The organism is Halodurantibacterium flavum (genome assembly GCF_042681825.1).
Lineage (GTDB): Bacteria > Pseudomonadota > Alphaproteobacteria > Rhodobacterales > Rhodobacteraceae > Halodurantibacterium > Halodurantibacterium flavum.
In genome coordinates this window covers 140,975-164,754 of sequence record NZ_JBHUGH010000002.1, presented here as the reverse complement: position 1 = coordinate 164,754, position 23,780 = coordinate 140,975, and the positions used below count along the sequence as shown (strand labels likewise).

At 65.4% G+C, this 23,780-nt stretch carries 20 protein-coding genes and 1 pseudogene; 9 read left to right on the top strand and 12 right to left on the bottom strand.

From position 1 onward, the window contains the following. Positions 1–6: 6 nt before the first annotated feature. Together ACFSGJ_RS02420 and ACFSGJ_RS02415 are read right to left on the bottom strand one after the other, a co-directional pair. Complete coding sequence (locus ACFSGJ_RS02420) at positions 7–1,992, bottom strand: tripartite tricarboxylate transporter permease (protein WP_390259175.1); 1,986 nt, start codon at positions 1,990–1,992, stop codon at positions 7–9. Positions 1,993–2,060: 68 nt separating this feature from the next. Further along, complete coding sequence (locus ACFSGJ_RS02415) at positions 2,061–3,158, bottom strand: Bug family tripartite tricarboxylate transporter substrate binding protein (protein ID WP_390259173.1); 1,098 nt, start codon at positions 3,156–3,158, stop codon at positions 2,061–2,063. 230 nt (positions 3,159–3,388) lie between these two features. Here ACFSGJ_RS02415 and ACFSGJ_RS02410 point away from each other — a divergent pair, with 230 nt between their 5' ends. From ACFSGJ_RS02410 to ACFSGJ_RS02400, 3 genes are all read left to right on the top strand, one after another. After that, the gene (locus ACFSGJ_RS02410; protein WP_390259172.1) at positions 3,389–4,351 is read left to right on the top strand and encodes a D-2-hydroxyacid dehydrogenase family protein; all 963 of its coding nucleotides are present in this window, start codon (positions 3,389–3,391) and stop codon (positions 4,349–4,351) included. 142 nt (positions 4,352–4,493) lie between these two features. Next, positions 4,494–4,637, top strand: a complete 144-nt coding sequence (locus ACFSGJ_RS02405; protein ID WP_390259170.1) for a hypothetical protein — start codon at positions 4,494–4,496, stop codon at positions 4,635–4,637. A 56-nt stretch (positions 4,638–4,693) separates the two neighbouring features. Beyond that, on the top strand, positions 4,694–5,638 hold the full coding sequence (locus ACFSGJ_RS02400) for a LysR family transcriptional regulator (protein ID WP_390259169.1): 945 nt from the start codon (positions 4,694–4,696) through the stop codon (positions 5,636–5,638). A 180-nt stretch (positions 5,639–5,818) separates the two neighbouring features. Here the strand turns inward: ACFSGJ_RS02400 and ACFSGJ_RS02395 are convergent, their stop codons facing one another. From ACFSGJ_RS02395 to ACFSGJ_RS02355, 9 genes are all read right to left on the bottom strand, one after another. Beyond that, positions 5,819–6,889, bottom strand: a complete 1,071-nt coding sequence (locus tag ACFSGJ_RS02395; RefSeq protein ID WP_390259168.1) for an ABC transporter ATP-binding protein — start codon at positions 6,887–6,889, stop codon at positions 5,819–5,821. Further along, positions 6,886–7,872, bottom strand: coding sequence for an ABC transporter ATP-binding protein (locus ACFSGJ_RS02390; RefSeq protein ID WP_390259166.1), 987 nt, complete (start codon positions 7,870–7,872; stop codon positions 6,886–6,888). The genes ACFSGJ_RS02395 and ACFSGJ_RS02390 overlap by 4 nt, the downstream gene beginning before the upstream one ends. Next, the gene (locus ACFSGJ_RS02385) at positions 7,869–9,335 is read right to left on the bottom strand and encodes an amidohydrolase family protein (RefSeq protein ID WP_390259164.1); all 1,467 of its coding nucleotides are present in this window, start codon (positions 9,333–9,335) and stop codon (positions 7,869–7,871) included. Before ACFSGJ_RS02385 ends, ACFSGJ_RS02390 begins: the two co-directional genes overlap by 4 nt. 80 nt (positions 9,336–9,415) lie before the next feature. Further along, positions 9,416–10,999: an ABC transporter substrate-binding protein gene (locus tag ACFSGJ_RS02380; RefSeq protein ID WP_390259162.1), complete on the bottom strand. Its 1,584-nt coding sequence runs from the start codon at positions 10,997–10,999 to the stop codon at positions 9,416–9,418. Between the two features lie 37 nt (positions 11,000–11,036). Beyond that, positions 11,037–11,924 (bottom strand): ABC transporter permease, encoded by an 888-nt coding sequence (locus ACFSGJ_RS02375; RefSeq protein ID WP_390259160.1) that lies wholly within the window; start codon positions 11,922–11,924, stop codon positions 11,037–11,039. Beyond that, positions 11,921–12,862 (bottom strand): ABC transporter permease, encoded by a 942-nt coding sequence (locus tag ACFSGJ_RS02370; RefSeq protein ID WP_390259159.1) that lies wholly within the window; start codon positions 12,860–12,862, stop codon positions 11,921–11,923. The genes ACFSGJ_RS02375 and ACFSGJ_RS02370 overlap by 4 nt, the downstream gene beginning before the upstream one ends. After that, a complete protein-coding gene (locus ACFSGJ_RS02365; RefSeq protein WP_390259158.1) occupies positions 12,859–14,484 on the bottom strand; it encodes an amidohydrolase in 1,626 nt (541 codons plus the stop codon). The genes ACFSGJ_RS02370 and ACFSGJ_RS02365 overlap by 4 nt, the downstream gene beginning before the upstream one ends. Before the next feature lie 286 nt (positions 14,485–14,770). Then, entirely contained in the window at positions 14,771–15,697 is a 927-nt protein-coding gene (locus tag ACFSGJ_RS02360) for a LysR family transcriptional regulator (RefSeq protein ID WP_390259157.1), read from the bottom strand. A 942-nt stretch (positions 15,698–16,639) separates the two neighbouring features. After that, positions 16,640–17,530: an AraC family transcriptional regulator gene (locus tag ACFSGJ_RS02355; RefSeq protein ID WP_390259156.1), complete on the bottom strand. Its 891-nt coding sequence runs from the start codon at positions 17,528–17,530 to the stop codon at positions 16,640–16,642. A 707-nt stretch (positions 17,531–18,237) separates the two neighbouring features. Between ACFSGJ_RS02355 and ACFSGJ_RS02350 the strand changes: the two are divergent. The 6 genes and pseudogenes from ACFSGJ_RS02350 to ACFSGJ_RS02325 form a co-directional block, all read left to right on the top strand. Continuing rightward, positions 18,238–18,426, top strand: a pseudogene (locus ACFSGJ_RS02350) (Atu4866 domain-containing protein); the annotation flags it as partial. Between the two features lie 23 nt (positions 18,427–18,449). Beyond that, positions 18,450–19,358, top strand: coding sequence for a LysR family transcriptional regulator (locus tag ACFSGJ_RS02345; RefSeq protein ID WP_390259155.1), 909 nt, complete (start codon positions 18,450–18,452; stop codon positions 19,356–19,358). A gap of 273 nt (positions 19,359–19,631) precedes the next feature. Then, on the top strand, positions 19,632–20,411 hold the full coding sequence (locus ACFSGJ_RS02340; RefSeq protein WP_390259154.1) for a FadR/GntR family transcriptional regulator: 780 nt from the start codon (positions 19,632–19,634) through the stop codon (positions 20,409–20,411). 349 nt (positions 20,412–20,760) lie between these two features. Then, positions 20,761–22,266: an ABC transporter substrate-binding protein gene (locus tag ACFSGJ_RS02335; protein ID WP_390259152.1), complete on the top strand. Its 1,506-nt coding sequence runs from the start codon at positions 20,761–20,763 to the stop codon at positions 22,264–22,266. A 12-nt stretch (positions 22,267–22,278) separates the two neighbouring features. Continuing rightward, complete coding sequence (locus ACFSGJ_RS02330) at positions 22,279–22,470, top strand: hypothetical protein (protein WP_390259150.1); 192 nt, start codon at positions 22,279–22,281, stop codon at positions 22,468–22,470. A gap of 95 nt (positions 22,471–22,565) precedes the next feature. After that, positions 22,566–22,808, top strand: a complete 243-nt coding sequence (locus ACFSGJ_RS02325; RefSeq protein ID WP_390259148.1) for an ABC transporter permease family protein — start codon at positions 22,566–22,568, stop codon at positions 22,806–22,808. A gap of 77 nt (positions 22,809–22,885) precedes the next feature. On the opposite strand, the gene ACFSGJ_RS02320 is transcribed toward ACFSGJ_RS02325, so the two are convergent. Continuing rightward, positions 22,886–23,779 carry an NAD-dependent epimerase/dehydratase family protein gene (locus tag ACFSGJ_RS02320; protein WP_390259146.1) on the bottom strand — a complete coding sequence of 298 codons (894 nt, stop codon included), beginning with the start codon at positions 23,777–23,779 and terminating at the stop codon, positions 22,886–22,888. Position 23,780: the final 1 nt, after the last annotated feature.

Sequence of the window (23,780 nt, the reverse complement as noted above, 5' to 3'; positions counted from 1 at the left end):
TTGATATCAGCGCAGCGGCCAGGGCAGGTCATAGACCTCTTGCAGCCAGCCGCCCGGGAAGACGAGGTTCAGCGAATAGGCGAGCGTCAGGATGAAGGCCGCCGCCGCCGCCGTCAGGATCAGCGTGGTCAGCCAGGATGTGCGTGCCATCACGCGCAGGAAGGCGATGAAGAAGCCCAGCAGCGCGATGAAGAAGCCCACCAGCGCAACCCCGCCGACAAAGCCCGCCAGCCAGAGCAGCATGCCCCAGGCGCCGAAACGGGCGTCTTCCTCGCGGGGGGCGGCCTCCATGTCGAAATTGGCGCTGCTGCCCTGCCGGCCCAGCAGCAGCGGCACAAGGGCCACCAGCGTTGCAAGGGCGCCGGCCACCGCGGCCCAGGTGGGGAAGATCCCGCCCAGACGCGACAGGGGCAATGCCTCGACAAAGACGAAGATGAAGGTGGCGAGCAGCGCCAGCGCAAAGGCGATCTGCGGCCAGAGCACCTTGGCCTGCGCCAGATCGGCCGCGCCTTCGGTCGCGACCGAGGCCGAACCTTCGCCCGGGCGCCGGCGTGCGCCCAGCCAGACCGACAGCGCCGTCAGCACGATGATCGCGATGACCAGCGGGCGGCCGGCAAAGCCCCAGCCGTAGAACTGCACCGCCTGATAAAGATAGCGTTCTGCCTGCGTCGCCAGCACGAAGCCGATCAGGAAGGCCGGACGCGGCCAGCCGAAGCGCTTGAGCAGCACGCCCACGACACCAACGCCCAGAAGCGCGACCAGATCGAAGATCGACCGCGTGGCCTGAAAGGCGGCGAAGGAGATCACCATGATCATGAAGGGGGCGACCAGCGTGTAGCGGATCGTCGTCAGCCGTGCGATGCCCGGCGCGGCGACGATGCACAAAAGCGTGCCCACCACATTGGCAATCGCAAGGGTCCAGACGATCGTGTAGGTCACGTCGAGGTTACGTTCGGCCATGGCCGGCCCGGGCTGGATGCCCAGCAGGATAAGCCCGGCCAGAAACACCGCCATCGAGCCCGATCCCGGGATCCCGAACAGAAGCGTCGGGATCAGGCCGCCGCCCTCCTTGGCGTTGTTGGCCGATTCCGGCGCGATCACGCCGCGCACGTCCCCCTTGCCGAACTGGCTGCGGTCCTTCGAGGTCTGAACAACATGGCCATAGGCGATCCAGTCCACCACGCTGCCGCCAAGCCCTGGGATGGCGCCGATGATCGCGCCGAGGCCCGCGCAGCGCAGGGTCAGCCATTTGTAGGTCCAGGTGTCGCGGATGCCGTCGATCCAGCCCTTGCCCAGACGGCTCGTCCCCGCGATCGAACTGCCGCCGCGCAGCAGGTCCACGATTTCCGGCACGGCGAAAAGCCCCAGGGCCACGATCACCAGCGGGATTCCGTCCATGAGATAGAGCGTGCCGAAATCCATCCGGTATTCACCCGTGGCGGGCGCCGAACCGACCGTCCCGATCACGAGGCCCAGCCCCGCGGCGCCAATCCCCTTGGCGAGGTTGCTGCCGGACAGCACGCCCACCATCGACAATCCGAAGATGGTCAGCGCGAACAATTCGGCGGAACTGAAGCTGAGGATCAGGGGCCGCGCGATCACCACGAAGCCGGTCAGCACCATCGCGCCGAAGACGCCGCCGATCATCGAGGCCGAGAAGGCCGCCGAGAGGGCGCGTGCAGCCTCGCCGCGCTTCGACATCGGAAAGCCGTCAAGCACGGTTGCCTGACTGGCCGTTGACCCCGGTATGCCCATCAGGACACTGGCAAAGGTATCCGAGGTCGGGATGACCGCGACCAGCCCGATCAGCATGGCCAACGCCGAGGTCTGGTCCATCCCGTAGAGGAAGGGAAGAAGCAGCGAAAGGCCGACGATCCCGCCCAGCCCCGGCAGGACGCCGACCATCAGGCCCAGCACGACGCCCAGCGTCATGAACCCGAGGTGCTGCAGCGTCATCAACTCAGCGAGCGCCGAAAAGAGCGTCTCGAACATGTGCGATCATCCTTTGATGAAAGACGCCGCCGCGCCACGGGGGCAGCGGCGGCGCGGCATTGCCTGCGTCAGAACGTGACGCCGTGCGTCTCGGTCAGGTACTGGCGGACCCATTCGCGCGCCTCTTCGTCGATCGTGGTCGCGACCCGGTAAAGCCCCTCGACGTCGTCGCCCACGGCCTGTTCGTAATCGCCGAGCGCGGCCTCCTTGTTGGCCTGAAGCTCCGGGTCGGCCACGGCTGCCGCAAAAGCCTCGCGGTAGGTGGCGACGATCTCGGGCGCGGTGCCTTGGGGCAGCATCACCGGTTTCTGTGCTGCAAAGCCCGAGCCGAAGAAGGCCATGTAGGCATCGAATTCGACGCCCGACGGTGCCTCGCCGTGCATCATCTCATAGGCTTCGACGAAATGCGGGATATCCGGGAAGGTCGGATCGCGCTGCACATTGCCCTGCGCGTCCAGCACCCCCCAAGAGAACATCGGCACGGCCTCACCGGCATCCACCAGCGGCTGCACGTTCGACAGATAGGCGGCCGAGGTCTGGTAGTCGATCGTCGCCTCGCCGCGCTCAAAGGCGAGACGGCCGTCACCGCGCCCGGTCATGCCGAAGACGTGGCGCACGTTGAGGCCCATCACCAGGAAGGCGAGCATCGGCACGAGGTCGAGCGAGGTCGCGCCCTGGCTTGCATAGACCAGTTCCTGATCGGCGAGCTGGCCGAGCTGCGAGGCATCCTCGATCCCGAAGCGTGCGGGCAGATAGACGACGCCGCCCGTCGGCGAGACGAGCACCGGCGGCAGCACCGAATAGTCATAGCGCACGCGCGGATCGCCCAGCAGATAGGGGAACTGCGTCGAGCCCGAGGTACCGATGATCGTCAGCCCGTCCGGACGGGCGCGGGCCACGAATTCGTTGGTGCCGGTGATCGATCCGCCGCCGGGTACGTTGCGGATGATGACATTGGGCTGACCCGGAAGATGGCGGCTGAGATAAGGGGCGAGGAAACGCGCCCAGGCATCCGACCCACCACCCTCGGCGAAGGGGATGACCCATTCGATGTTCCGGCCCGCAAAGCTTACACCCTGTGCCGAGGCGAAGGACACCGGCAGGGCTGTTGCTGCAACCGTGCCGCCGGCGACCGCAAGAAACTTGCGTCTGTCGATTGTTGTCATGTGAATCCTCCCGATTCTCCAGTTGGGTCTGGCGCCAGTATTGCGCGCCAGAACCGGTTTGGGGAAGGCGGACGGTCGGTCGGCGCCATGTGCAACCCCGGCGCATTCCGATCAGCTACCCCCCGTTGCCGACTTGTATCCAGCTGTATACAACAGGCAAGCAGAGATCAAGCGGCCACCTGCGGCAAAATGCCCGGTGCCCTTGACGAAATGGACAAGGAGCTATTGCGATGCGCATCGCGGTTCTGGATGATTATGCCGGGGTGGCGGCGGGCCTTGCCGATTGGGCCTCGCTTGGCGCGGATGTGACCTTCTTTCGCGATACGCTGAAGGATGAAGCCGCACTGGCCGCGCGGCTTGCGCCTTTCGATATCCTTTGCGTCATGCGCGAACGGACGCCGTTGCCGGCAAGCCTTCTCCGCCAGTTGCCGCAGCTGCGCCTGATCGTGACCAGCGGTCCGCGTAACCTCTCGATCGATCTGGATGCCGCCACGGAGGCCGGGATCACCGTCTGTGGCACCCAGTCGCGCAAGACAACGACATCAGAGCTCGCGATGCTGCTGCTTCTGGCGCTGGCGCGCAACCTGATGCCCGAATCGCGATCGCTTGCGGCAGGGGGCTGGCAGGTGGGGTTGGGACGTGACCTGCATGGCATGACGCTCGGGCTGGTCGGGCTTGGCAATATCGGACAGCAGATGGCCGCGCTTGGCCGGGCCTTCGGGATGCAGATCTGCGCCTGGTCCCCGAACCTGACGCCGGCGCGGTGCGCGGAGCTTGGGGTTGCACATTGCCCATCGCTGCCCGCCTTGGTGGCCCAAAGCGATGCCGTTTCCGTTCATATGGTGCTGTCGGACCGGACCGAGGGCCTGATCGGGCCTGAGGCGCTGGCGTCCATGAAGCCCGACGGCATGCTGATCAACACCTCGCGCGGGCCGCTCGTGCAGACGGCGGCGCTGCTGTCGGCGCTGCGGGCGGAACCGGGGCGGCGGGCAGCCCTTGATGTTTTCGACGAAGAACCGCTGCCCGCGGACCACGCACTGCGTGATGCGGATCTGATCGGGCGCGGCCAGTTGTTGCTTACCCCGCATCTTGGCTATGTGACGCGGGCCACCTGGGCGCTGTTCTACAGCCAGACGGTCGAGGCCATTGCCGCCTGGCAGGCCGGCGCGCCGATCCGGAAACTCACGCCCTGAACCAACCGTGCGACTGCTGCGCCACCGGGTCACTCGCGCCGAAGGCGAGCCTTGCTCTGCCGCGATGCCCCCTGTGCCGAAACGGCGCTTCTGCGCTGCGGCATCACATTCTATCTTCGGCTTGCAACCCCGGAGACCGAAAATGAAATCCTCCCTTTTCCGCCGCCTGCTGGGCGGTATTGATCGCGTCATGGCTGAACTGCGCCGCTGCCGCACGCTTGAAGAGCTTGCCTCGACCCATGCGACCTCCGACCTCCTGCGGCGGCGCATGGGACTGGATGCCTGACGACACCTGTGCGATGTTGCGGCACCGCGTCGAAAGGACGTGCCCAGCAGACTGACGTGACCGTGCCGAGTTTTGACCCCGTAACCGCCCGCCTGGTGCTTGCGCTTGCCCGTGACGGTTCGATCGCGCGCACCGCCCAGACGGAACGTATCGCCCCTTCGGCCGTAAGCCGGCGCATCGCCGAGCTTGAGGGTCGTCTCGGCGTCGTGCTGTTTGATCGCTCGGCGCAGGGTGTGCGCCTGACGACGGCTGGCAACGCCTATGCCGAGACCGCCCGGATAATCCTGCAGCAGATCGAGGATCTGGATGTGCTGATGAGCGGCTTTTCCGCCGGAAGGGCCGGGCGTCTGCGGCTTGCCTGCACCAGTTCGGCCCTGTCAGGGCTCCTTCCGGAACGTCTGGCGCTTTTCGCGCAGACTTATCCCGGCGTGACCCTTGATATCCGAGAAATGTACGGCACGGCCGCGCTTTCGGCGCTGTCGGATGCCGAGGTCGATCTCGCGGTGCTGACGGACAATCATGATTTCTCGCCCTATGAGGTGCTGCCGGTCTCGTCGGATGATGTCTGGGTCATCGCCGCGCCCGATCATCCGCTTGCCCCACGGCTTGCGGGGGGGCGGCCCATTCCCTTCGCCGATGTCGTCGGCCATGAAATGGTGGGCTTTCATCATTCCGGCGCGCTGGACCGGCTGCTGAGCGATGCTGCGGCCAGGGCAGGGCAGAGCATGGGCGAGCGCGTGAATGTCGAGACGATGTCGTCGCTGGTGCGGATGGTCGAGGCGGGCTTCGGCATCGGCTTCCTGCGTGGCACCGGCCTGCATCTGCTGGGCGGGACCGATGTGCTGGGCGCGCCGCTGGCCGAGGACTGGGCGCGCCGCAGCATGGTGGTGGCGATGCGCAAGATGCCCTTCCGGTCGCATGCGGTGACGAACTTCCTCGGGCTGCTGCGCGACACGCCCGCGCCGGGCGCGGACGCCAAGGTCAGCAAGCGGCGCATCTGAACGGCACCGCCCGTCCGGAGGCGCCGCCCTTCGGATTACAGTCGAAGCAACCTTTGAAAATTGGAAGAAGCGCATTCCTCAGCTTGGCGGCATCTCGCCTTCACAAGGGCTGCTGTCCGCTACGGTCGCCTGACAGTCAAAAACAGCAGCCGCGGCGTTTCGCGGGCGCCGTGCCCTTGGTCAGCCTGCGGGCACGCCTGCGCGCGCGGCCGCAAGTACGGCCATGCGCCGGGCCAGGCGGGTTTCGTCCTGCACTTCCGCGGGGGCCGGGCCGCCGGCCGGGGGCGCATCCTCGGCACGATGGCAGGCGACGCGGGCGCCGTCAAAGGGGCGCAACGCAGGCCGTTCACTGCGGCATCGGTCGATGGCCAGCGGGCAGCGCGGATGGAAGGCGCAGCCGGGCGGCGGGGCAAGCGCGCTTGGCGCATCGCCCTCGACCGGGGCGCGCAGACGCCGCCGGTTAGGTGAGGGGCGCGGCGCGGCCTCGATCAGCGAGCGGGTATAGGGATGCAGGGGCCGCGCGAAAAGCGCCGCGGCCGGAGCCTCTTCGACGATGCGGCCCAGATACATGACGGCCACACGGCTGGCGATATGGCGGACCACCGCAAGGTCGTGGCTGATAAAGACATAAGCCATGCCCAGTTCCCGTTGCAGGTCCTGCAGCAGGTTCACGATCTGCGCCTGTACGCTTACGTCCAGCACCGAGACGGGTTCGTCGCAGACGATAAGCCGCGGCCGCGTCGCAAGGGCCCGCGCTATCCCCACCCGCTGGCGCTGCCCGCCCGAGAATTCATGCGGATAGCGTTCGGCATGGAAGGAGGACAGGCCACAGAGCTGAAGCAGTTCGGCCAGTTTCGCGTCAAGCGTCCGGGCTGTCGCCACGCCGTGCAGCAGCAGCGGTTCCGACAGGACCTCGCGCACCGTCATGCGCGGATTGAGCGAGCCATAGGGGTCCTGAAAGATGATCTGCATCCGTCGGCGCATCTGGCGCAGCTCTTCGCGGCCAAGGTCCGTCACGCTTTCGCCGTCCAGACGCACCTGTCCCGAACTGGGCTCGATCAGGCGCAGAAGCGCGCGGCCCGTCGTGGACTTGCCGCAGCCGGATTCGCCGACCACGGCAAGGGTTTCGCCCGGCGCGACGGCAAAGCTCACGTCGGTCACGGCCTGGACGGACCCCACCTGACGCCGCAGAAGGCCGCGGCGGACCGGGAAATGCTTGGTGAGGTTTTCGACTTCCAGAACAGGGGTCATGCGCGGCCTCTTTCGATCGGCGCGTACCAGCAGGCGACTCCGTGGGCCGGGGCGATTTCCCGCAGCGGGGGCGGCACGCTGCGGCACTGGTCGGTCGCCAGCGGACAGCGTGAGGCGAAACGGCAACCGTCGACCTGTACCCATGGGGCGGGGACGGACCCCTCGATCGTGGCAAGGCGGTCCGCCTCGATGTCGATGCGGGGCACAGCGGCCATCAGGCCGATGGTATAGGGATGCTGCGGGTCGGCAAAGAGATCGGCGGTGCGGGCCCGTTCAACGACCGAACCCGCATACATCACCACCACCTCGTCGCAGGTTTCGGCCACCACGCCCAGATCATGGGTGATCAGCAGGATCGCGGTTCCGGTCCGTTCCTGCAGATCCTTCATCAGTTCCAGGATCTGGGCCTGGATCGTCACGTCCAGCGCGGTCGTCGGTTCGTCCGCGATCAGCAGGTCCGGGTCGTTGGCCAGCGCAAGGGCGATCATCACCCGCTGGCGCTGGCCCCCCGAAAGCTGGTGCGGATAGTCGTCCACCCGTTTTGTGGGCGAGGGCAGGCGCACCAGATCCAGCAGTTCGATGGCGCGGTCGCGGGCGGCGCGGGGCGACAGATCGGAATGGACCCTCAGGCTTTCCGTGATCTGCGCGCCGCAGGTATAGACCGGGTTGAGCGAGGTCATCGGTTCCTGAAAGATCATGCCGATCCGGCCGCCGCGCAGCCGGCGCATCCTGGCCTCGGAAAGCTTCAACAGGTCCTCGCCGTCGAACATGACGCGCCCGCCCGCATAGCGCCCCGGCGGCTGCGGCACCAGCCGCATGATGCCCAGCGAGGTCACGCTTTTGCCGCAGCCGGATTCCCCCACCACCCCCAGCGTCTGGCCCTTGTCGACGCTGAAGCTGATGCCATCCACCGCCCGATAATCCCGTCCCTCGATGCGGAACTGGATGCGAAGGTCCTCGACGGAAAGAAGCTGCCCGGTCATCCAGCCACCGGATAGGTGAGGGGCGAGGCCTGAAGATGGCTGCGGCCGGCGAAGTCGAGCGTGGCAAAGACCTCTTCGGCGCGGCGCTGCGCGGCCTCCAGCCGTTCCAGCGCGTCGGGCAGATCGAATGCCAGCACGGCGCCGTCCTGCACCACGCGCCGGCCGTCGACAAAGACATCCTTTACCGCCCGTTCCGCCGCGACATAGATGAGCGAGCGCAGAGGGTCGCGCACCGGCCGCATCGCCGGATGGGTCACGTCGGCGAGGAAGAGGTCGGCCTTCGCGCCGGGGGCAAGCCGCCCGATGTCGTCGCGCCCGAGGATCCTTGCGCCACCGATGGTGGCGGCGTCAAAGATGTGATGGGTGCGCAGGTCATAGGGGTCGCCCGAGAGGAGGCGCGAGTTGATGAGGGCGTGGCGCAGTTCCTCAAGCATGTTGTGGGGATAGGTGTCAGTGCCGATGCCGATGGGAATGCCCGCGCGGATATAGCGCCCCACAGTGCGCATCGCGATCCCGCGGCGCTGGAAGACCGTCGGGCAATGGGCGACAGCGGCGCCGCTGTCGCGCAGCAGGTCGAAATCCCGGGCCTGCGGCCAGTGCACCCAAGGATGATCGTTGAGGAAGATGCCGTGACCCACGATCGCGCCCGGGGCAAGGACGCCGAGGTCGTCCAGCCATTGCAGCGGCGTGCGCCCGTGGCGACGTGTGATCTCGTGGAATTCGACCACCGACTGCGCGGCGTGGATCTGGAACTGGATGCCGCGCGCCTGCGCCTCGGCAAAGCTGTCGCGGATCAGGTCAGCGGTGCAGGTGTCTATCTGGCTGGGCGCGACCATGCCTGTGATGCGCCCGCAGGGATGCGCCGTTGCGGTGTCGATGGCGGCCATCGCCTCGTCCATGGCGGCGCGGCCGGCGGCCTCGTCCCATTCGTATTCGACCACATGGCCGTTCTTCGTGAACCAGCGGGCAGAACGATACATCGGCGCTGCAACGGCGCGGATGCCGGAACGGGCGAGGAGGTCGATCCAGTCGTGATAGGGCACCGACAGGTCGACGAGCGTGGTGACGCCGGACAGAAGCGCCTCGGACAGCGCGACCTGGGTGCAGGCGGTGCGCCCTTCGTCATCGGGACGAAAGAGCGGCATGAATTCGTAAAGCGAGCTCATGTAGAGCCGGGGGCTGCCGAGTTCGTCGAGGATGCCCTTGTTCATCGGTTCGGACAGCGGGTGGGAGTGAATGTTGACGAAGCCGGGGGAAACGAGACGCCCACGCCCGTCGATCTCGGTCGCAGCGGGGCCGTCATAGCGACCGCCGACATGGATGATGCGGTCGCCCTCGAAGGCGAGGTCGCCATCCTTCAGGTATTCATGGCGCCGGTCGTCGCCATTCCAGGCAACGATCCACGAGGCGTTGCGGATGACGGTGACGGTCTGGCTGTGGGGCGTCGCAGGCTGGCTGGTCACGGGCAGGCTCCGGGCAGGAATGGGCGGATGACACGGGCCGGGGCGCAGGCAGGCTCCGGCCCGTCCGGTCAATCAGACGGTCAGTCGCGGAACCTCAGGTCGAGCCCCTTGTAAAGCCCGGCGCCATAGTTGTTATGCGGCACCACCGGCTCCAGCCGGTCGGTATGGGCGATGAACATCGGCTCGTGGTAAAGCGGCAGCCAGACGGCGGCCTCGTGCACGCGGGCCAGCACCTTGCCATAGGCTTCGGCGCGGTCCGCGTCGTCCAGCGCGGTCTTGCCCTCTTGCAGCCATTCGTCGGTTTCGGCGTCGTCCCAGTTCATCCGGTTCGGCGTCGGCATGTTTTCCGAACGGAAGTAGAGGTTGAGCGCGTCGCCCGCCGAAACGTAAGGATAGCTCATCCCGAACATGTCGAAGTCCTGAGTGGCCATCATGCCCCAGGCAACGGTGGCGTCGAACGCCTGCACATCTACCGCGACGCCGATCCGCAGCAACTCCGCCTGCACGAATTCGGAAATCTTCTGCCAGGTGGAACCGGCAAAGACATAAAGAACCGGGCGAAGCGCCACGCCGTCCTTGGCCCGCACCCCGTCGGGGCCCGGCACCCAGCCGGCCTCGTCCAGAAGCTCGATCGCGCGGTCGGGATCATAGCGCAGCAGGTCGTCGTCGATGTCGCTGTTCCAGTCGAGCGTCGCCTGGCTGATATAGCTGTAGGCGGGTTCGACCTCGCCAAAGAACAGGTCCTCGGCCATGGCTTCCTGATTGACGGCAAGGTTGATCGCCTGCCGCACGGCGGGGTCCGACACGGTTTCCTTGTCCACCTTGAAGCCGATGAAATAGCTCCAGAAGGCTTCGTCCGACCGCTGGACCTCGATGCTCGGGGCGGCGCGCAGCTGTTCCAGCGCGATATGGGGCACGTATTGCGTAACTTCGGTCTGTTCCGTCATCAGCGCTACGGTGCGGGTGTTTTCCTCGGGCACGACCTGCCAGGTGATCCGCTCCATATGCGCGGGCCCCTGGTTTTCGTAGAACTCCGGACCCCAGGTGTAGGCGTCATGACGCGTGACGATCATCTGGTCGCGGGGCGTCCAGCTTTCCCAGCAGAAGGGGCCGGTGCCGTTCATGCCGGTGACGCCGAAATCCTCGCCCAGGGCCTCGACATCCGCGCTGTCGATGATGGTGCCGAAGCTCTGCGTAAGCTGGTAGAGAAGTTCCGAGAACGGCGCCGAAAGCCGGTACTCGACGGTTCGGTCGTCAAGGGCGCTGATCTCTTCGACGTCACCCGCGCGCCATGCCACCGGTGAGGCCGTCTCGGGGTCGATCCAGCGGTTGAAGGAATAGACAACGTCCTCGGCGGTCATGGGCTTGCCGTCGCAGAACTGGATGCCTTCCTTGAGCGTGAAGGTATAGGTCAGGCCGTCGTCCGAGACCTCCCAGCTTTCGGCAAGGCCGGGGGCGAGGGTCTGCATGTCGGGTTCCAGCGTCACCAGCGTGTCGCCGATCATGAACAGGATTTCGGCTGCGGCGCGGGCGGTGGACTTGTGCGGGTCGTAGTTGTTGCTGTCCACCTCGCGGACGATGGTGATGTCTTGTGCTGCGGCGATGCCCGGAAGCATCAGCGCGGCGCAGGCGCCCAGTATGGGCAAGGTTCCTTTGCGGATCATTATGCGGTTCCTTTTTCCCTGTTGGTTTTTCGACTGGTCAGCTTCGTAGACGCGGATCGAGCACATCGCGCAGCGCATCGCCCGTGATGTTCGCGGCCAGCACGATGATGAAGATCATCACCGAGGGGATCACCGCGATATGCGGCGCAAAGAGAAGAAAGTCGCGCCCCTGCGCGGCCATCATGCCCAGTTCCGCCGCCGGCGGCCGCGCACCCAGTCCCAGAAAGCTGAGCGCGGCCCCCAAGAGGATCACCTGCCCGAAGCGCAGGCTGATGAATATCATGATCGACGAGATGCAGTTCCTTAGCAGATAGCGGCGAAAGAGTGCTGCATCCGAAAGGCCGACCGCACGGCCCGCCTCGATGAATTCCTGTTCCATCACGCTGACGGCGATGGAACGCGCGATGCGGGCGCAGTCCGGGACAGTAGAGATCGCCAATGCGACGATGACAGGTACGGTGCCCGGCCCAAAGACCGCCACCAGTGCAAGGCCCAGCAGGATTGCCGGAAAGGACAGCATCATGTCCACCAGCCGCATCACGAAGGGATCGAGCCGGCGGTAGAAGGCCGACATGAGCCCGAGGAACGACCCCAGGATGCCGCCCAGCCCCACGGCGGCGACCCCGATCAACAGCGTCAGCCGCGTGCCGTAAAGGATGCGGCTGAAGATGTCGCGGCCCTGACCGTCGGTGCCAAGGATGTGGTTCCATGTGCCACGCTCGGACCAGACCGGGGGCGTCATCACCGACCGGCTGCTCGTCGCCGGGTCGTAGGGCGCAAGCAGCGGGGCAAGGATCGCCGCCAGAACGATGACGGCCAGCGTTGCCAGCGCGGCCGCCGCCGCATGATCGGCCAGAAGCCGGCGCCACCAGCTGCGGCGGCGGATAGTGTTTTCCTCGGGCGGGTTGATCGAGGTGGCCGTCATCTTTTCTGCACCCTCGGGTCAAGCAGCGCGTAAAGCACGTCGACGATCATGTTGATCAGGATGAAGGCCAGCGCGAGGATCAGGATCGTGCCCTGCGCCAGCGGAAAGTCCGACGACAGGATTGCGCCCACCGCAAGCCGCCCGATCCCGGGATAGGAAAAGATCGTTTCGGTCACCACCGCCCCGCCCAGAAGATATCCGGCCTGCAACCCGACCAGCGTCACCACCGGGATGAGCGCGTTGCGCAGTCCGTGGCGCAGGATCACGCGCCGCTCGGTCAACCCCTTGGACCGGGCGGTGCGGACGTGATCGAGGCGCAGGACCTCCAGCACGCTTGAACGGGTCATCCGTGCGACCGGGCCGATGAAGATCAGGCCGAGCGACAGTGCCGGCAGCGCGATATGGCGCAGCCCGTCCACAGTCCAGAGCGGCCCGCCGCGCCCGATGAAGGGCAAAAGCCGCCACTGCACCCCCAGAAGCTGGATCAGCACCAGGCAGATGAAGAAGATCGGCAGCGACACGCCCGCCACCGAAAAGGCCATGATCGCCCGGTCCAGCAGCGATCCCCGCCAGACCGCCGCAAGCGTCCCCATGGCGATGCCCAGCGGGATCGACCAGATCAGGCAAGCCAGCATCAGTTCGGCCGTGGGGCCGATCGCGGCGCCCAGCTCGCTCAGCACCGTCTTGTTCGAGATGAGCGAGCGGCCGAAATCCCCTTCGGCCACCCGGCCGAGATAGCGGAAGAACTGCACGAAAAGCGGATCGTCCAGCCCCATCCTCTCCCGGATCTGGGCCACGACCTCTGGCGGGGCCTGCGGCCCTGCCAGCACCCGCGCCGGATCGCCCGGGGCGACCTGCACCAGCACGAAACCCAGCAGCAGCACCCCGAAAAGCACCGGAACCGACAGGATCAGACGATTGACGATGGTCTCTATCATCGTGCCGTCCGCTCATGGACGACGCGGCCGCCCAGAAGCGTAAGGTCGCAGCGCGCCTCAAGGAGTTCTTCGGGGCTGATGGCGAACAGATCCCGGTCGAACACCGCCACGTCACCAAGCTGACCGGGGATCAGCCGGCCCTTGATCTCCTCTTCGCCGCTGGCATAGGCCGAGGCCGAGGTATAGGCATGCAGCGCCTCCTCCAGCGTCAGGGCCTGATCGGTGCCGATGGCCGTGCCGCGGTTCGTCTTGCGCGTTATCATGTTGTAGATGCCGGGCAGCGGTGCGATCTCGGTCACCGGACAATCAGTCGAGGCAGAGGGGTTGAGCCCGGCGTCGATCCAGCTTCGCATCGGATGCGACGCGGCGACGCGCTCTTCCTCCAGAACGCTGAGGTAGAGGTCTCCGAAGTAATACATGAAGGAGGGCTGCGGCGCCGGGATGACGTGCAGTTCCTGCATCCGCGCCATCTGGTCTGGCCGCAGCCAGCCGCAATGCTCGATCCGGTGGCGGCGGCCGGGGGCGGGCGTGTCGGCCAGCGCGTCGGCATATGCGTTCAGCACCTGGTCGATGGCGGCATCGCCGATCGCGTGGATCGCCATCTGATAGCCGGCGCGATGGGCGGCAAGCACCATCGCCGAAAGCTCTTCCTGATCGGGGATGCAGAGGATGCCGTGATCTTCAGAGCCCTTGTAGGGCCGGGTCATGGCGGCGGTGCGTCCACCCGCGCTGCCATCGGTGAAGATCTTCACGGGCCCGATGCGGAACATGTCATCGCCCCGGCCTGTCACCAGCCCCGCAGCCTCGGCCTGGGCAAGGATGGATCGTGTCTTGTCGCCCATCAGGCAGGCATAGGTGCGCACCGGCAGGCGGCCTTCGCGATGGGCGCGCTGATAGGCCAGCATCTCGGTCCAGCCGTCGCGGATGCCCACGGCGGCCTCCATCACCGAGGTGATGCCGTAGGTCAGAAGATCATGCCCGCCGCGCTCGATCGAGGCGACGAGGGCATCCTCGGTCGCCGCCGGCATGACGGCCATCACCGGCTCGCGCCCGGTCTCGGCCAGAAGGCCCGTCAGCCGGCCGTTCTGGCGCTCGATCAGGCCGCCTTCGGGCGAAGGGGTCCCTTCGGTTATGCCGGCGCGTTCCAGCGCAAGGCTGTTGGCCACCGCGAGATGGCCGCAGGTGCGCACGATATAGACCGGGTGATCCGGGCACGCCGCATCCAGTTCCTCGCGGTAGGGGTGACGGTTCTCGGCGAAAAGGAAGTGGTCGTATCCGCGGCCCGTCACCCATTCACCCTTGGGCGTGGTGGCGGCACGTTCGCGCAGGCGGTCGAACAAGGCAGCCATCGTGGGCGCCGAACCCGGCCGCAGATCGACCTCGGCCATGGCGGTGCCATAGGGCAGCAGGTGGAGATGGGCGTCGTTCAGTCCCGGGATCGCCAGCCGCCCGGCCAGGTCGATCACGGTGGTGTTCGGGCCGGTGTGGGCGGCGACCTGTTCGGCCGTGCCGGTGGCAAGGACCCTGCCGCCACCGAGGGCGATCGCCTGGGCAAAGCCCAGGCCGAGTCCGCGCCAGACGCGACCGCCGGTCAGGATGGTGTCGGCGACCGGGGCGGTCATGCGCAGGTCCTGCGAGGGGCGGTGGCGGGACGTGGCATATGGGACCTCCTGCTGCATTTGGCTGCTTATTAGCGATTTAATCCGGCTGCGAAGGCTGCCGTCAACAAACATGCGTAGCCGCGCCGGAGGGCCGGGGTCTGATGCTGAAGGGATGTGCGAGTGGCGCAGTTCTTGGCGTTTTCAGGCCTCTATCCCCCTGTGGATCGCCTGAAGAGGATGCGGCGAAACCTATTATTTTTCTAATAGATCCATTTGCGCAGGGCATAGGAGGGGGCCGGGGCAGGCGTCAGCCCCGGGCAGCGGGTGTGAAAGGCGGTGTGGCCAGTCGGCGGCGCAGGACCTCGACAAGCTGTGCGGCCAGCTTTGGTGCCTCGCCCTTGCCGCGCGTCACGGCAACGGCCGATATGGTCGCGGCAGGCCGGAAGGGGCGGGTGACGATCGCCAATCCCGCGCTTGCCGCCGCCGTATAGGGATCGACGACCGCCAGGCCCAGGCCCGCGTCAACAAGCGCGCAGGCGCTCTGGCTGTAGCGGGTTTCAAAGCGGGGTTCATGGGGCACGCCCGCCGCGGCGTGGGCGGAGGCCACGATGTTGCCGATGATGGTGTTGAGCCCGATCTGCGGATAGCCGCTCAGGTCCGCCGGGGTCAGGACCGTCCGGGCCGCAAGCGGGTGATCGCGGGGCAGAACGACCACCAGTTCGCCGTCGGCCAGATGATGGCTGCGAAGCCCCTGGTTCTGCACCGGCCCGAGGAAGACGCCGACATCCGCCGCGCCGGTCTCGACCGCCTGAAGCACGACCGAGATGCGATGAACCGAATACCGCACCTGCACCCGTTCGCGTCCCGCAAGCACCTCGCGCAGCGCATGGGGCAGGATTGTATGGCCCAGCGGCGGGGTGGTCACGATCCGCAACCGGCCCGCGCGCCCGTGCTTGAGATCGCGCACCTCGTCTTCCAGCGCGCGGAGCATCGCAAAGATCGGCTCGCTTTCATGCACCAGCAATCGCGCCTCTTCGGTGGGGCGAAGGCTGCGACCCGTCCGCTCGAACAGGGTGAGGCCAAGCTGGTTCTCGAGCGCCCGGATCGCGTTCGAGACCGCGGGCTGCGAAAGGCCCAGATGTTCGGCGGCGCCGGTGGTGGTGCGGCGTTCCATCACCGCCCCGAAGACCTCGAGCAGGCGCAGGCTCAGGTCATTGCGCCGATCAATCCGCATGCTGGCATCTCCCCTCAGGTTGCATGTGTCCTGACTAGGCCAGCGATGCGGCGCTGTCGCCGGTTATCGGCGGCCGGGCAGGCCGAGGACAGGAAAGTGACGCTTTGACGGGCAGGAGGTGCCGGGGCGGGGCGCCAGTGGAACGACGGCGGATCGGGCCGTGGGCGGCGCGGCAGGTGGCTTTCGTGTTCCAGGGATCGCCGTCCGCCGTCCGGGCCAGAAGGCCCGCGACCGCCTGCCTCTGGTCCGGCGACACCACCGTGGCCCGCAGTCAATGGACAAGCCCGCAGCCGGCACCCCCCGCAGCAGCAGATACCCGCCGCCGCGCAGGCGAAGGTCGGCGGCCCCGGCCTCTTCGGCATCTCCAAAAGGGATCAGCACGAATAGGGATAGCCCATGGCGCGCAGCCGGGCCCGAAGGCATCGCGGATCGCGCCGGTCTCTGCCACCACGCGGGCGGTACGGCCTCTGAACGAGACGCTGTTCTCCGGCCTCGACCATGCCCGCAGCGTCTTTGCCGACAGGCGCAATGGAGATCGTCGCCTTGTGGACATCAAGCGCGATGAAGGTGCCACCCTGCGTGTGGGCTCTTCCCCCTTCCTGAGGCCCGGCACCCGCCAACCGGGCGCATCCCCGAACGGAGGATGCCCCCGGGAAAGGCCAGTGGCCCAGTCAGTTCACACAGCGACCATGGTTAATCCGTATTCGCGGGCTGTCTACGATGCGGTCGTCGCCTGCCGGCAAGCAGTTGCTTGTGATGCCGGACATGAACAACAGCTTTCGCCCTTCCGAAGAACTACAAACCGACCGCTAACTGCCAAGGCCTGTTGTCCCAGATGATGCCCAAGCAATATTCAACATCTCGCCTCATCGCGTGCACGAACCGGGCTAGTCACGCGGCCCAATCAGGATTGCCTGCCTGACAGGCAGTCGGCTGAAATGTCTAACGGCCATGAGTCAACCGACGGTAATCGGTAGGGCACATGTGGCGGTGCTTGACGAAGACCCGGGCAAGCACCTGGCTTGATGAATAACCAACCTCGAGAGCAACCTCCATGATCGAAAGATCCGTTTTTTCGAGTAGGTCGCAGGCTTTCTCAATTCTCACCTTGGTCAGGTAGACCCTTGGCGGCATGCCAAAGCTGTTCTTGAACATGCGCGCAAAATGGAAGGGAGACAGGTGCACTTCGGCCGCCAGTTCGTCCAGGCAAATGTCTTCGTCGAACCTGGCGTGCAGGATTTCCTTGCAACGTCGTACTGCCCAGCTGGCCAGCCCGCCCTTGGCCGCCTTGAACGATTCCCCGCGCAGGCGGCACAGCTCGGCCAGGATCTCGCATCCCGCGGCCCGGGCCAGCAGGCGTGACGGCGCGCCCTCATCTTCGGCAAGAGACCACAGGTTTTGGAGCGCTGCACGGATCACGGGCGAGTCAGGATTTTGGCCGTAGATGAACGCGTTGTCGAACGAGGACCGGCCGTCAGAGGCTTCATCAAGCATGACTCGCCATTGTTGGAGCGGAAAGGCAATACTCCGGACCCGGTGCCATCCATCCACCACCGTGGAGACGCTGAAATTCGGAGCTGCAAGGAAAAGGCTTCCCTTCTGCGCCGTCGCAGCAATCCGCCCCGCTCCGAAGTCGGCGTTCAGACGCGCCCCGCCATGGAGTTCCTGGTAGAGCACAATATCCGACACCGCCGGCCGTGACACATCCCCGCCCGGCCTCTCGATCGTAACCATGTTGATCAGTTCACTTGGCGACAACAGCCTGTCGGCAAAGGACTCGAAATGGCCCGATTCATATAACCCGGCATAAGACAGACATGGCTCCAGATTCATCGCTCTATCTCCGGCCGAAGTTAGGGATGTCCCGCCCGGCCCTTAATTTACATCCGATCACCGATGCGGCGGAACCACCGTTCCCGAGGAACTCTGCTCCGCGGCCATTTAGCGATCCGCAAAAAATATCATCTATATGTAACTGAAATGTATGAAGAATTTCATGTGCAGTCAAGGCGTCGATTTCAAAATGCGGCTCACGTTAGGCAGGATAATAGCAGAAAGTCACAAGAGTATATCGTCGGCCTTCATCGGAGGGTACGTTGCACGCGGCGCCGTGCTGGTAACGGCAACTATCCGCCCAACCCGGCGGAAAAGGAAAGCAAAGGACCGCCATATGTTTCCCGCGCATGCTCGGAATCGAGGATGCCGGTCAGATCGAAGGCTGATATCATCGTCGATGCTGAAGCTGGCGGCGCTGATCGACTGGCGTTCCTTGGTCGCGAATTGGCGAGGTTCTTCCTGACCGAGGCTGGCAGGCCCGCGACGCCCTCGCCTGGCTGCAGGTCTTCGCCACCTGGCGCGCCTGCCGGAGGGGCATCCAGACGCTCGCCTCGATCTCGCGCGAGTAACGTGTCCCTGCCCAGCCTGCTGAGGATCGAATACATCCCTGCCAACCATTCGCGCTGATTGTGTCGGGCCGCTGAACACAGAGTGTAAGAGGTGCCGGCTTCTTTGCCTTTTGGAGGACGTTATTACAGAAGGCGACCTGGCCCAGCGGGCGGTATGTTGAGGCGCGCGGCACATGTGCGGCGGCCTGCCAAGGGCGCTATGAAGTGCGGGGCGATTACATTTACTATTGGGATGACAGCGGCTTTACCGCCGATGGTACGTTTTCCGAGGGTGTGCTATATCACGGCGGCATGGTGCTCCACCGCGGACCTGCAGCCGACTAGCGCCATTACAAAGCGACGCGCCTATGCAGATTGACCTGAATCTGATCCCGATCTTTCGCATGGTGGCAGAGGAAAAAAGCTTCACCTCTGCCGCCGATCGGCTGGGCATGGGCAGATCCGCCGTCAGCCAGGCCGTAAGACGACTGGAGGATCTGCTGGGCGTCATGCTGTTCATCCGCACCACCAGATCGGTTTCGCTGACAGAGGCGGGCGAAGCCGTGTTGCAGCGTGTGGCCGCGCCGCTGTCCGAAGCCATGGGCGAGCTTGATCTATTGCGCACGGCCGTGAGACCCGCAGGCACGTTGCGGCTCTCGGTATCCTCTATTGCCGAAGCTTTCCTGGCCGGGCCGATGCTGGTGGAATTCGCCCGCGATCATCCCGAAGTGACTCTCGACATTACGGTGACTGACATCGATGACGAACTGAGCGATTGGGCCTATGATGCCGGGGTGCGTCTGCGTGAAAGCATCGCGCCGGGCATGGTGGCCTTGCCCGTCTCCGGTCCGCAGCGCGAGGTCGTTGTGGCCACACCCGCCTATCTGGCGCGCGCAGGCATGCCAGAGCATCCGCGCGATCTGGCGCAACATAGCTGCATCGGCTGGCGGGTGCGCCCGGATATCGCACCGCATCGCTGGGAGTTCGAGGAAGATGGTCGCGCCTTCTCGGTCGCAGTATCACCCTATATCACCACCAACGATCTGCATCTGATGATCCGCACTGCGCTTTGCGATGGCGGCATCACCTTCGCACCTTATGAAAGCCTGCGCAGCCATATCGAAAGCGGTGCGTTGGTTCCGATGCTAGAGAGCTACCTGCCGCCCTTCAGCGGATTTTACCTTTTCTATCCGCAGCGCGAGAACATGCCGGCCAAGCTGCGTGCATTCGTTGACTACGTCAAAGGCTGGCAGAAAGACCTGATGCGGGGTTCCTGATTTTCGCCAGGAAGCTCTGGCAAACCGTGCGTTTCAGTGATGCGTTTACGACAGGCGCCCGAAGATCTTCCTTTCAGCCGCCGCCCTCGCCGCAACCGCTATTCTTCTGGCTTTGAACAGCAATGAGTCCGGGGCCAGTAGCCGCGGCAAGCCGCGCGTCAAGGACCGGTGCGTTGTGTGGTTAATCAAGCCTGGGGTCGTGCCGCATTGCCTGCGCCACAGGTCCCGCGATTCACAGGTTGCATAATTTTCTCTGAACCTTAACGTGAACCAATGTCTAATGGTTCAAACCGGCCCCCACACCCTCCCGGAGCCCCTGACACGCCTCTGGCGCCCGAGGATGGCGTCACCGAAAGCTCTGCCGTCGCGCTGGAGCGTTTGCGCGCGATCCTCGTCGCGCCCGATGCCGCCCCCGGGCAGAAACTGCCGACGGAGCGCGAACTTGCCGCAAAGCTGGGATTGGGGCGGCGCGAGATCCGTCGCGCGCTCGAAGTGCTCGAGGCGGAGGGGCTGATCTGGCGCAGGCAGGGGGCGGGCACGTTCACCGGGCCGCCCCAGAACATCGCGCAGGTTCCCGACGACGATATCAGCGCCAGCCCCGCCGGGCTGCTGAACCTGATCGAAGCGCGCCTCGCGCTCGAGCCGTCGCTGGCGCGTCTGGCCGCACAGCGCGCCGCGCCCGAAGTCATGCGCCGGATCGCCACCTGCATCGACCGCATCGACAGCGCCAAGGACGCCGACAGCGCCGATCTGTGGGACAGCACGCTCCACCGCGAAATCGCGCAGGCGGCGGCGAACCCGTTGCTTCTGGTGCTCTATGACCGGCTGAACGCGTGGCGGCACGACAAGCGCCTGCTGCGGCTGCGCACCAGCCTGAACGAGCGTCACCGCGTCGGCGCCAGCTATCCGCAGACCGAGCATCGCCGGATTCTGGCCGCGATGGAGGCAGGGGACGGCGCCGCCGCCGCGCAGGCGATGCGCGATCACCTGATGGATCTTCATGCGCTCCTTCTCAGATACAATCAGGAGGAGATGACCGGCCATGACCTCTGACATGCCGACCCGTGCGCTGCTGACGGCGCTCGCCGTGCCGATGCCGGGTGCGCGCGGGCGGGCCGCACCCTTGGGCGGGGATATTCCCTCGCCCGCAAATTCGCCGGCTGGCTGCAAGTTTCAGACGCGCTGCCCCCCATGCCACCGGGATCTGCAAGACAGTGCATCCCGTGCCGGAGAAGGGAGGGGCGCATCAGATCGCCTGTCACCATTGGCAAGACCTGCCATCGCTGGGGGCAGACGCCGTCGCCACTGCACCGCGCAGTGCGGCAACCGGGGCGTGTTTCGCGCTCTATCGCGCAGCAGCCGCCAGGACTGCTGTCCAATAACAAACCAACGGGAGATTTCGATGAGAATAACCACGATGATGACGACGCTGCTGGGCACGGTCGCCCTTGGTAGCATGGTCGCCGCCGCCGATCTGCGCATCGGCCTGAACGAGGACCCGGATTCGCTCGATCCGGCGCAGTCGCGGACATTCGTGTCGTCGCTGGTTTATGAATCGCTCTGCGACCGGCTGTTCAACACCAATGTGGATATGGAGATCATTCCCGAACTCGCGACCGACTGGTCCTGGTCCGACGATGGCTTGACGCTGACCATCAACCTGCGCGAAGGCGTGACCCACCATGACGGGACGCCCTTCAACGCGGAGTCCGCCGCGCGCGTGCTCGACCGGAACATGACGCTGCCCACCAGCAACCGCCGGGCGGAACTCTCTTCCATCGCCACGGCGGAGGCGACGGGCGAACATGAACTGACCCTGACGCTGAACGCCCCCGATGTGACCTTGCTGGCGCAGCTTGCCCATCACGCGGGCCGGATGTATTCGCCCGACGCGGCCGAGGCGGCCGGCGACCGCTTTGGCGCGTCCCCGGTCTGCACGGGCGCCTATGCCTTTGTCGAACGCGTCGAAGGCGACCGGATCGTGCTTGAGAAATTTGCCGATTACTGGGACGCGGACGAATATCACTATGACCGCGTGATCTATCAGCCGATCCCGGATACGACCGTGCGTCTGGCCAATGTGCGCTCGGGCGATCTGGATATCTCTGAGCGCACCGCGCCCTCGGACGTGCCCGGCATCCGCAATGACAGCCGCCTGCAATTGTTCGAGGTGCCCAACATCGGCTATCAGGGCATCACGATCAACGTCGGCAACGGCCCCCGGTCCGAGGGGCCGCTGGGGTCCGACCCGCGGGTGCGGCAGGCGCTGTCCCTGTCGATCGACCGCGAGGCGCTGAACCAGGTGGTGTTCGAGGGCGAGTATGTCGTCGGCAACCAGTGGGCCGCGCCAGGCACGACCTGGTATGACGAAACCGACCCTGTCCCTGCGCGCGATGTCGAGCGCGCCCGTGAGTTGCTGGCGGAGGCCGGGGTCGAAACGCCCCTGCGGATCGAGATGCAGACCGGCAATTCGCCCGTCGCCATGCAGCAAGGGCAGGTGGTGCAGGCCATGGCCGCCGAGGCCGGCTTTGAAATCACGCTGCGGGTGACGGAATTTGCCACCTTGCTGTCGGAAAACGTGCGGGGCAATTTCGACATGTCCGCCCAGGGCTGGTCGGGCCGGATCGATCCCGATGCGAATATCGCGCCCTTTGTCGGCAGCGACGGGGCCAATAACGACCAGCATTACCGCAACGAAGAAATCGACGCGCTGCTGGCCCAGGCCCGTGCCGAACCCGATCCCGAGGCCCGCAAGGCGCTTTACGACCAGACCCGCGCGATCCTGAAGGACGATCTGCCGATCATCTATCTCTATCACATCAAGTACTTCTACACCCTGCGCAACGGGATCGAAGGGTTCGAGCCCTATGCCGACGGCATCATCCGTCTGCGGGGCGTGTCCGGTTAAGCCCCGTCAGAAATGAGACTGTCCCGCCCGCAGGACCGCGGGCGGGAGCCTTTCAGAAAGCTGCCTGCCGAGATACTGCGCGATATCGCCAATCGCGTGCTGATTGCCGTTCCGACGCTGCTTCTGGTGTCGGTCTTCGTGTTCCTGCTGCAAAAGCTTTTGCCGGGGCGATCCGATCCTGCTGCCGGCAGGCGAAAGCCGTGATCCTGAAACCATCGCCTTTCTGCGTGGACAATTCCGGCTCAACGATCCGCTGATCGTCCAATATGTCTACTGGATCCCGGATTTCCGGTTGGACCATGATGCTGCTGCTGATTTCCGTCAATCTGGGCTGGCTGCCGGCCTCGGGCTATGAAAGCCCCCGGGTCGATCCGCGGCGCAGCTTCCAGACCATGCTGATGCCATCGATCATGCCGGGCACGGCGCTTGCGGTCGCCCTGATGCGGCACACGTCATCAATGCCGGGCGTGCTGCAGGCCGATTACATGCGCACGACCCGCGCCAAGGGGCTGCGTGACGCGCTCGGCCCGAAAGAGACCTGACCTGACCGGCAGCACAAGCGCGGGCGCGGATCCTGCGCGCCGCAGCCGACGCGCTTGTCGCCCCGGCGCCGTCGGGATCAGAGCTTCACGTAGTTCCGCCAGGGATGCGCCTCGCGAAAGCCCAGCACCTCGCGGATCTTGCGGTTGGAGAGCGGCGCCTCATTCTCGCCCATCGGCCGGGTGACCGGCGTCTCGGGTGCGTATTTGGCCAGGAACTCGGCCGTGGGCAGGGTGGCGGTGATGGTGTCGTTCACCGCATTGAACACCTGATAGCCCAGCCCGTCCTTTTGCAGGCAAAGATGCACGATCTCCCCCAGATCGCGGGCGTCGATATAGCTCCAGGCGTTGCGCTTGCGGCTTGGCGGATCGGCGAGATAGGCGGGGAAGTTGGCGTATTCATGCGGCTCGATGACGTTGCCGATCCGCAGGGCATAGATATCGGCGCCATAGCGCATCGCGAAGGCGCGGCCGGTCTTTTCGTTCACCACCTTGGACAGACCGTAACTGTCCATCGGGTCGGTGTCGTAATCCTCCTCCAGCGGAAAAGAATGATAATCCTTGTCGCCTTCGGCAAAGCAGACGCCGTAGGTGGTTTCCGAGCTTGCGAAAATCACCTTGCGCACGCCGAGCTTCATCGCCGCCTCAAGCACGTTATAGGTTCCGACCGTGTTCTGCGCGAAGGTCTTGTTGTCGGGGTTGATCATTACCCGCGGCACGGCTGCGAAATGCACGATGGCGTCGGGGGCCCCGGGCGGCGCGCCCCCCTCATAGCCGTCAAGGCCGAAATGGCTGGTGAAGGCGTTGAAGACCTCGCCGCTGTCGGTGATATCGGCGATCAGCGTGTTCACCCCCGGAAGGTCGAGCGGCCTGAGATCGACGTTCAGGATCTTGTAGCCCTTTGCCAGCAGATGGGCCACGGCATGGCGCCCGGCCTTGCCGGTGCCGCCCGTAAAGACGATGCGTTTCGTCATG

What these genes read in the sequence shown, in the direction of transcription:
- ACFSGJ_RS02375 (WP_390259160.1), bottom strand. Translation starts at nt 11,924, where the DNA reads ATGACGGCCACCTCGATCAACCCGCCCGAGGAAAACACTATCCGCCGC.
- ACFSGJ_RS02360 (WP_390259157.1), bottom strand. Translation starts at nt 15,697, where the DNA reads ATGCGGATTGATCGGCGCAATGACCTGAGCCTGCGCCTGCTCGAGGTC.
- ACFSGJ_RS02390 (WP_390259166.1), bottom strand. Translation starts at nt 7,872, where the DNA reads ATGACCGGGCAGCTTCTTTCCGTCGAGGACCTTCGCATCCAGTTCCGC.
- ACFSGJ_RS02355 (WP_390259156.1), bottom strand. Translation starts at nt 17,530, where the DNA reads ATGAATCTGGAGCCATGTCTGTCTTATGCCGGGTTATATGAATCGGGC.
- ACFSGJ_RS02365 (WP_390259158.1), bottom strand. Translation starts at nt 14,484, where the DNA reads ATGACCGCCCCGGTCGCCGACACCATCCTGACCGGCGGTCGCGTCTGG.
- ACFSGJ_RS02405 (WP_390259170.1), top strand. Translation starts at nt 4,494, where the DNA reads ATGAAATCCTCCCTTTTCCGCCGCCTGCTGGGCGGTATTGATCGCGTC.
- ACFSGJ_RS02415 (WP_390259173.1), bottom strand. Translation starts at nt 3,158, where the DNA reads ATGACAACAATCGACAGACGCAAGTTTCTTGCGGTCGCCGGCGGCACG.
- ACFSGJ_RS02420 (WP_390259175.1), bottom strand. Translation starts at nt 1,992, where the DNA reads ATGTTCGAGACGCTCTTTTCGGCGCTCGCTGAGTTGATGACGCTGCAG.
- ACFSGJ_RS02340 (WP_390259154.1), top strand. Translation starts at nt 19,632, where the DNA reads ATGTCTAATGGTTCAAACCGGCCCCCACACCCTCCCGGAGCCCCTGAC.
- ACFSGJ_RS02330 (WP_390259150.1), top strand. Translation starts at nt 22,279, where the DNA reads ATGAGACTGTCCCGCCCGCAGGACCGCGGGCGGGAGCCTTTCAGAAAG.
- ACFSGJ_RS02380 (WP_390259162.1), bottom strand. Translation starts at nt 10,999, where the DNA reads ATGATCCGCAAAGGAACCTTGCCCATACTGGGCGCCTGCGCCGCGCTG.
- ACFSGJ_RS02370 (WP_390259159.1), bottom strand. Translation starts at nt 12,862, where the DNA reads ATGATAGAGACCATCGTCAATCGTCTGATCCTGTCGGTTCCGGTGCTT.
- ACFSGJ_RS02320 (WP_390259146.1), bottom strand. Translation starts at nt 23,779, where the DNA reads ATGACGAAACGCATCGTCTTTACGGGCGGCACCGGCAAGGCCGGGCGC.
- ACFSGJ_RS02325 (WP_390259148.1), top strand. Translation starts at nt 22,566, where the DNA reads ATGATGCTGCTGCTGATTTCCGTCAATCTGGGCTGGCTGCCGGCCTCG.
- ACFSGJ_RS02345 (WP_390259155.1), top strand. Translation starts at nt 18,450, where the DNA reads ATGCAGATTGACCTGAATCTGATCCCGATCTTTCGCATGGTGGCAGAG.
- ACFSGJ_RS02335 (WP_390259152.1), top strand. Translation starts at nt 20,761, where the DNA reads ATGAGAATAACCACGATGATGACGACGCTGCTGGGCACGGTCGCCCTT.
- ACFSGJ_RS02395 (WP_390259168.1), bottom strand. Translation starts at nt 6,889, where the DNA reads ATGACCCCTGTTCTGGAAGTCGAAAACCTCACCAAGCATTTCCCGGTC.
- ACFSGJ_RS02410 (WP_390259172.1), top strand. Translation starts at nt 3,389, where the DNA reads ATGCGCATCGCGGTTCTGGATGATTATGCCGGGGTGGCGGCGGGCCTT.